Genomic DNA, 8,298 nt, shown 5'->3' on the forward strand with positions numbered 1-8,298 from the left:
CATCCTCGTCCGCTGGAACGACGGACACGTCAGCTACTTCACCGGCGTCGACGCCAAGGGCCTCCACACCGAGGTCCAGCTCGCACCCGCCAACTGACAAACATGGACACGGCGTTCCACGGGGGCGGCACTCGGATGACCCGGCGAGCACCCCTGGAAGTCGTCTGCTCGGGCGTCTTCGGCGCGTTCCCAGCGGACCACGAACGATATGAGAGACAGTTGAAAACACTGAACCCCGCGAGTGTCGCGGTGAGAACGTTCCGGTGTGCGGTACGCATGCTGTGCTTGCTCCTGCTGCCCATCGCGCTTGCGGCCGGCCTTCTGGGGGGCGGTTCCCAGGCCTTGGCCGACGACTCGCCGACAGGTGGCGACGGTTCCGGCACCAGTGAGGTTTCCGACCGTACTCGGGCGCTTGACCTGTGGTCGACCGGCGGACCGGAGGTGCGGGCCGCCGCGGAAGTCGCCCTGATGGGCAGTGACGATGACGTGCGGCACTTCCTTGACCAGACTGCGAGCGATGCCGCCTTCCAAGATGAGCGCGTGTCGGTGGCGCAGCTGGCCAGTGTGGGAGGGCTGAGTCTGCAGGAGGCGGCCCGCAAGGCGCTGGAAGGCACAGCCAGAGACCTCAAGGTCTTCCTCGTCAAGGGCTGGCAGGGGCCGTTGTTCCAGGATCAGCGGGTTCAGGTCGCTCAGATCATTGATGCGGGTGGTTCGGAGGTCCAGAAGGCGGGTCGAGCGGCGCTGAATGGGACGCCGGACGACGTCAAGGCCTTCCTGTCCACCGGTCAGTTCGATCGGCGGGCGCAGGATGAGCGGGTCGAGGTCGCGCAGATCATCAGCGCGGGGGGCTCGAATGTGGCGGCGGCCGGCCGGATCGCGTTGAACGGTACGGCCGAGGACATCCACGAGTTCCTCGAGGTCGGCCAGTATGTGGCGCGTGCCCGTGACCAGGAGCATGCCACGGTCGCGCAGTTGGCGGCGCAGGCCACGAAGGCGGGTGCCCAGGCGGCTGCGCAGACGAAGGCGGCCAAGGACGCTTCCGCGCGTGCGGTGACGGCGGCGAAGCTGGCCAAGGCGGCCGCGCAGAAGGCGGCGGCCGAGACGCAGGCGGCGAAGAACGACTCCCTGCATGCCGCCTCGGCGGCCGGCCGGGCGGCCGCCGCCGCCAAGCAGGCCGCGGAGGCCGCGCAGGAGGCGATCGACGCGGCGGCTGCCGCGAACAACTGCGCGCGGCTGGCGGCCAGTGCGGCGGAGCAGGCCGCTTCGGCGGCGGTGGGGGCCGCGCAGGCCGCCTCCCGTGCGCAGAGCGCGGCGGCGGATGCGGCCACGGATGCGGGCAAGGCCTCCGCGGCGCGCAAGGCGGCCGACGACGCCCGCACCGCGGCTAAGGGCGCACGCCTGGCGGCGGACGCGGCCAAGCAGGCCGGCAACGCGGCGGCCGACGCCGGCAACGCGGCGAAGGCCGCCGCCGATGCCGGAACCAACGCCGACGCCGCCGCGGATGCCGCCGACCAGGCAGGCGACTACGCCAGCCAGGCCGGCGTCCACTCCTCCGAGGCCAGTGCCGAGGCCGCGGCCGCCCACCGTCATGCGCGGGAGGCCAACCGCGCCGCGAACGCGGCGGCAGCGCTCGCCGCGGAGTCGGCCGGTGCCGCGAGCGACGCGCAGGACGCGGCCAACGCCGCGGCCACGCATGCGGACAACGCCGCGAAGGATGCCGACGATGCGGCCAAGCACGCCGGTGAAGCCGCCACGGCCGCCAAGCAGTCCGCGGCACACGCCAAAGCCGCGCAGGACGCGGCCGACGCCGCCACCGCGGCCGTCACCAAGGCGAAGAAGACGCACGACACCGCGGTCAGGATCGAGACGGAGGAGCTGACCGAGCGGACCAACGCCGGCATCGCCCAGGCCAAGGACCTCAAGGCCCGGCAGGACCAGCGGGCGGCCGCCGACGCGGCAGCCGCGCAGCAGGTCAAGGACACCGACGACCAGGCCAAGAGTCTGGCCGTGCAGGCCGCGCAGTCCGGAGCCGACCTGAAGGCCCTTGCTCAGGCCGGCCGCAAGGTCGCACTGGCGACGATGCAGACCGGCGGCGCGTGGAGCAGGGGGGCCGCCGAAACAGCTCTGACCGGCACCGACAGCGATGTCGTCGACTACCTCACCACCCGCCGTGCGCAGGCCGCCCACCAGGACGACCGCTACCAGGTGCAGACCCTGGCCCAGGAGAGCTCCCTGGCCTCCGTGCGCACCGCTGCTGAGGAAGCCCTCAAGGGCAGCGACGAGGACGTCTCCGCGTTCCTGGCCACCGGCCAGTACCAGGCCGGGGCGCAGGACTTCCGGGTCGCCATCGCCCAGATCATCAGTGCCGGCGGACCGGTGGTGCAGCAGACCGGCCGGGCCGCACTGGACTCCGACGACCCGCAGAAGTACCGGCAGTTCCTCACCACCGGCCAGTACCAGGCCCGGACCCAGGACGAACGCGTCCGCGCCGCCCAGCTGATCGACAGCGGCGGCCCGCAGGTCAAATCGACGGCCCGGATCGCCCTGGAAGGCCCCGACGACCTGCTCGATGAGTTCATCCAGGTCGGGCAGTACAAGGCCCAGCGCCAGGACTTCCTCGGCGCCACCCACACCGCGCAGATCGCGCAGCTGATCGCGGACGCCGCCGGTGTGGCGGCCACCGCCCAGAAGAACGCCGCCGACGCCCACAAGGCCGCCGCCACCGCGGCCAAGGCCGCACAAGAGGCCGCCGACTGGGCCAAGAAGGCCGACGCCGCCGCCAAACAGGCCAAGGACTACGCCGACCAGGCGGCCAAGTCCGCCAAGGACGCCCAGGCCTCCGCCGACCAGGCGGCCGCCTCCGCCCGCACCGCCGCCAAGGCCGCCGCCTCCGCCGACCAGTCCGCAAGCGAGGCGGCCACCTCCGCCGTCGACGCCGCCGGCTCCGCCCAATGGGCCCAGGCATCCGCAGCCGCCGCCTACACCGCAGGCGAACAGGCCCGCGCCTCCGAACTCGCCGCCGGCAAGGACTCCAAAGCAGCCGACCAGGCCTTCAAGGACGCCTTCCAGACGGCCGTGGAGAAGAAGGAAGCCGAACGCAAGGCCGCCGCCAACGACACCGGCAGCCAGGCCGAAGCACGCTACCGCTGCGGCATCCTCGGCTGCGACGCCGTCGAACACCCCGCCCACTGGTGCCAGCACAACGAGATCTTCTGCGAGATCCTCGCCGACGCGCCCGCCGCCAACGCGGCGATGCTGCAACTGTGGAACTTCGAAAAGGACCTCCTCGGCCTCGGACAGCTCGAGGACTGCAGGGGCGGCGACGTCATCTCCTGCCTCCAACTCGCCGAAGACGTCACCCTCAAGTCGAAGTTCAAACTCCTCGAACGAGGCTTTGAGGCACTGCAGGACCTGCGCCGCGCCCGCTACGTGAAGGGCTGCACCCAGTGCTTCCCGGCCGGCACGAAAGTCCTCATGGCCGGTGCCGGCACCAAGAACACCAAGAACACCAAGAACATCGAAGCTGTCCAGCCCGGCGACACCGTCCTGGCCACCGACCCGCACACCGGCCGCACCACGCCCCGACGGGTCAGCCGCCTCATCATCACCGACGGCGACAAACACTTCGACGAACTCACCATCACCACCCCCGACGGCCCCCGGAAACTCACCGCCACCTACGAACACCCCTTCTGGAGCCCCTCAGCCCACCAGTGGACCAAGGCCCACGACCTCACACCCGGCACCACCCTCCTCAGCACCAACGGCACCACCGTCCGCGTCCAGGCCAACCACCCCTTCGACCAGCACACCCGCACCTACAACCTCACCGTCGACGGTGTCCACACGTACTATGTGCTAGCCGGCAGCACCCCGGTCCTTGTGCACAACAGTGCATGCAAGCTTTTCGAAAACACCATGCCGCAAACCCTTGACCGAGAACTGGCTCTGGCAGACAGTCTGGGCGTCACACCGGCCGGACCTGGAACCGCCGGTTTTGATGCTGCAATCAGTTCGGGAACGGTAAAGTGGGTAGTGCGCGAAGACGGGAGTCTTGTGATCATGCCTAAGGTCGTCAACGGGCAGGAGATCTCACATTCCGTCTTGACGCGAGGATCCCCCGTCCGAGCTGCTGGCGAGGCCGACATTGCCGGAGACTCGCAAGTCGGATATTTCGGATTGGAAATCAACAATCACAGCGGCCATTTCCTGCCGTCCAGTGAGAGCCTCGAAATCGGCAAGGCTGCGTTCGCAGCCGCCGGGATTGACTTCTGATGCACAGCCTCGAGCACCTGATTTCGCTCCCCCTGCGGCGCCTCGCCGAGACTCTTGAATCCTGCGCCCCCGCGGAAGCTGACCTGGAGCCCGCTCAGTGGCTATCTGCGGTCGAGCTACTCACCATGCGCCTTGATCAGAGCTTCGCCGATCTGCCGACGGAATATCAGCGCACGTGTTCAGCGGCTTTCACTCGTACCCTCAACAACGCGGTGGATGTTGGCGCGATTGATCACCATGAAAGCGTGGTTCGTCGCCTCAACCTTTCGCTGACCTTGCTGAGGAGACTTCCACCGAGTGACCAATTGGAGATACTTGATTCGGAACGCCTGCTCGATCTCCTCCTCCGTGAAGTCCCTCTATCGATCGAGGAGGCTCGCACCCTCTCGAGTGACTGGCGTACGCGCGATATTGCGGAAATCCGCACACTGCGACGCGCCAAAAACCTTCTCTCGCCCGGGTTGGCTATTGCCAAGCTAGTGTCGGCAGAGAAAATGGAACCGGAGCTGAAAGCATGGGAGCAAATTTTCCCCATGCTTCCCTGATCGAGCGACACGATGTCTCAGCCTGCAATAGATCCGGCTGAGACATCGCGTTCCGCTGGCGCGCGGCTACGAGTCGTCACCAACCGATCGCCTCGCGGGGCGGATGAGTTCCCAGCGAGCGTCCGGACAGGTCGCTGGGGTAGGGCCGTCGGGGCTGCCTGAGGGCTGGGTATGCGGTTGCGACCGGCCTGAGCAGGGTGTGTGCTGCCCGCATCGTGGATGACACGCACTGGGACGGCCTTCCACCGGCGCCGGCCGCGGACCGTTGCCGGCTCTGCTGAACCGGGCCGCCACCGCAAACGTCGAGGTCGGCCGCCGTTCGCTGTCGGTCTACGACGAACTGACCGGGACCCGCCCTTCAATGCCAACTCCGCCAAGGAAGCCGGTTGAGCGAGCCGACCAGCATCCGCACTGGCTTCGTTCACGTGAAGTGGTTCTGGCTCAGGTTCTGTGGTGCGGCCACGCTGAGTGAGTGGATCAGCCCGCGGTTGACCGATCCTGATGGCGAGAGCGAGCCCCGGGCTAGTCCCCCGCCTCGGCTGCAGACCTCTTGCTAAGGAACTGCTTCGCTGCCTCAACCGCTTCTCCGTTGAGTTCCTCGACGAAGACTCCCCAACTCTCCTCCCAGCCGTCCAGGTTGTGCGCGCAGTGCACAAGGGGTTCTAGCTCTTCGGGGTAGCCGAGGTGGTAGGCAATGTCTGCCCAGATGAGGTGAGTGCCGACAGCGGGATCCAGGGATCCGTCGGCGATCTGACCGGCGATCCAGTAGGCCATCGCCCACTTTGCGGCCCGGGGGTCCGCGGGCGGGTGGAAGAGCAGTCCCAGTTCCTCCAGTACTTGGTCGAAGAGCTCTGGCGCTTCGGGCTCTTCGCTCCGAAGGAGTCCAGCCAGCATGGCGAGGGACGGGCTCTCGACCCCCGCTATCAGTGCGTCCAGACCTGCCTGAATGAGCCGGTTCGACCCGACATGCCTGCCGAATGCCCTCTCGCGCGCGATGCGTCTGAGCTGATCGAGGGCGTCGTCGCTGGTCATCAAAGTCTTCTCCGTCGGCATCTGGGAGGGGAAGGCTGACACATCCGCCGAGGCCGCTGCCATCGAGTTCCTTCCGTCGATGCCTGCGGCGAGGGTGTGGAGGCTGGGCAGGTTGTCCTGCCGGACGGCGTCGAGCCAGTCCGGCAGGCGCTCGCCCTGGCGGTCGGTGAGCATGGCCGCGAAGGAGCGGACATGCCTGGTGAGGGCGTCCAGTTCGGAGCAGTGGGCCCGGACGGTCTTGAGCTGGAGCCGTTCGGACTCGGTCAGGGTATCCGGGTGGCGGAGGATCCATCCGGCGACGGCCCGGGGCGAAGGCGGCCGGGCGGTTATCGGCCGCGGTGAGGTGCGCTTGTCGTGCAGGTAGGCGTGAACGCGCTGGTAGCTGCCCTGGTAGCCAATCGGCACGATCTCCTCCCACAGCTTCCAGGCGTTGGTGGAGCCCTCGCTCCAGCGGTCGTCCAGGTAGGGCTTGTAGTCGTCGAGGACGGAGGGCCGGTTCTGCAACTGGCCGGTGAACAGCTCCTCCGGGCTTGCGGCGTCGGCGAACTGCTTGACCGTGCGGTAGGCCATCCTCCGCTGCCGCTGGATGGAGCGCCGGCTGTGTCCTGCCGTCAGCAGGGCGTGGACGGCGGCGTGCCGGGCCCGGGTCCGGTCGGCGAACCGGTGCCCGCGCGGCCAAGGTGAAGCGGACGGGTCTGCGGCTGGGACCGCCTCGGGTCCGGGGTCAGAAACTGTAGGGGCCGGAGCACGGAGGCAGCCACGGTGCTGGGCAACGCTCCGTTCGCCGGCTTCGCTCAGGTTGTGCCAGAGGTGCCACCGGTCCGCGACCTGGACAGCCTGCGGTGCACCGGTGGTGGCGCCCTCGGCGAAGAACGGTGCCCGGTCCCGGCACACGACCTCGACGCCGGGCCGCTGGGCGAGCCAGGCGGCCAGGCTCGATGCCTCCCGGTCCGGGAGGAGATCGATCGGGCGGCGGGTTTCGACGTCGACCAGAACGGTGCCGTAGTGGCGGCCCTTGCGGGTGGCGTACTCGTCCACGCCGACCACCCGCGGCGCGGGCGCTTCGGGCTCGGGAAGGGCGTCGATCAGGCGCAGGACGGTGCTCCGGCTCACGGACACGCCGAGGACGGCAGTCAGCCGGGCGCCGGCCCGGCCGGCCAGGGCGAGACCGACCGAGGCCAGCGTCGAGCGCAGCCGCTCGGTGCGCTGACCGTGCCGACGGGTCAGGCCGGGTATCTGCTCCACAAAGGTCCGGCGCGAGCACAAGGTGTTCCGGAACCGGAACCGCCGAACCCGGAGCTGGAGTACGACGCTTCGTCCGGCGCTCGGTACGTCGGCGGGAAACCGCAGTTAGGAGCTGTGAACCCGGGTCGACCAGGCCCCGCACCCCGGACAGACGGCGCCGGCCGTGGTGCAGTGCGCGTCGACGCGCACCATCTCGATATTCACGTCCACCGACAGCACCGCGACGTCCGCGGTCGACGGGAACAGCAGCTCCTTCAGGCCTGTGGACGATCGCGTAATTCCCCAGGCGGAAGTTCACGTAATTCCGCAGCTGCTGACGTGAGCCGACGGTGAGGTGGTCTGCGTCAGTCCCACCAGAGCACGACGAGAAGCTGCCGTTGGGATGCACCACGGTAGAACTGGCGCAGGGCGTTGAAGTGCCTCAGTAGGTACTTCTTCGGGCCACCGACGATCTTGTCTACGCCGTTGCCGATCAAGGCGGCGGCCTCGGCTTCGTCTGTCGGGAGGACGGCCAGGACGGCTGGAAAGTCGATCCCTCCGAGCAGTTCCGCAACGCGATCCACTTGAGCCGCTGAGAGGGCCGTGGGGTCTGGCCCGAAGGGGGCGATGGCATGCGGATGCGTGTTGAGGAAGGCGAGGTCGATGGCAGTGTCGCCGTCGAGAGCTTGCCGGGGAGCATTCCGCTCGACGTCGTCGAGATCTCCCAGCTCGCAGACCCGTTCGATCAGGAACGGTGCCCAGTCCAGGTCGAGGACGTCTGCCGACGGTGGATCCCAGAGCGGATCTCCATCCGGCGATGCGTCGGCTGAGTGGCGGCAGGAGGCGAGATACTCCGCCGGGATGCGGGCGAGTTGCTGAGTGACGGCCATGACGGCAGTATCGCGACGACGTCCACCGGTTTTCCTACTTGGTCTTGTCGCATTCCGAGGTGCGGACCTGGATTGCTGACAGCGATGTCCAGTTGGTCTTTTTTCCGATTTATGGCTCATGGCTGAACTGGATGGAAGCGGAGTTCGCAGCGCTGCGCTATTTCGCGCTCGGCGGTACCGGCCACCGTAGCCACAACGAGCAGGACGCCGCCGTCGCTGCCTATGTCCGCTGGCGCAACGCCCGCGCCGAACTGGAGACCGCCTTCGCGCCCGAGTCTTCGATCCGTACCTGGACCGAATACTCCGTCAGGGCGGTCTGGCCCAGCTCTACG

Annotated in this window: 4 protein-coding genes and 1 pseudogene; 3 read left to right on the forward strand and 2 right to left on the reverse strand. The window is 68.3% G+C overall.

Annotated features, from left to right (window positions below; translation table 11 throughout):
• Positions 1 to 276: 276 nt before the first annotated feature.
• Together IE249_RS35000 and IE249_RS35010 are read left to right on the forward strand one after the other, a co-directional pair.
• Positions 277 to 4,275: a polymorphic toxin-type HINT domain-containing protein gene (locus IE249_RS35000; protein WP_229859991.1), complete on the forward strand. Its 3,999-nt coding sequence runs from the start codon at positions 277 to 279 to the stop codon at positions 4,273 to 4,275.
• Positions 4,275 to 4,820 (forward strand): hypothetical protein, encoded by a 546-nt coding sequence (locus IE249_RS35010; protein ID WP_189711483.1) that lies wholly within the window; start codon positions 4,275 to 4,277, stop codon positions 4,818 to 4,820. The genes IE249_RS35000 and IE249_RS35010 overlap by 1 nt, the downstream gene beginning before the upstream one ends.
• 522 nt (positions 4,821 to 5,342) lie before the next feature.
• Here IE249_RS35010 and IE249_RS35020 read toward each other — a convergent pair.
• Complete coding sequence (locus IE249_RS35020) at positions 5,343 to 7,202, reverse strand: ISL3 family transposase (RefSeq protein WP_229859992.1); 1,860 nt, start codon at positions 7,200 to 7,202, stop codon at positions 5,343 to 5,345.
• A 239-nt stretch (positions 7,203 to 7,441) separates the two neighbouring features.
• Positions 7,442 to 7,966, reverse strand: coding sequence for a DUF1877 domain-containing protein (locus tag IE249_RS35025; RefSeq protein ID WP_189711485.1), 525 nt, complete (start codon positions 7,964 to 7,966; stop codon positions 7,442 to 7,444).
• A 59-nt stretch (positions 7,967 to 8,025) separates the two neighbouring features.
• Between IE249_RS35025 and IE249_RS35030 the strand changes: the two are divergent.
• Positions 8,026 to 8,298, forward strand: a pseudogene (locus IE249_RS35030) (hypothetical protein); the annotation flags it as partial.

It is taken from the genome of Streptomyces anandii JCM 4720, assembly GCF_014650655.1.
Taxonomy (GTDB): Bacteria; Actinomycetota; Actinomycetes; order Streptomycetales; family Streptomycetaceae; genus Streptomyces; species Streptomyces anandii.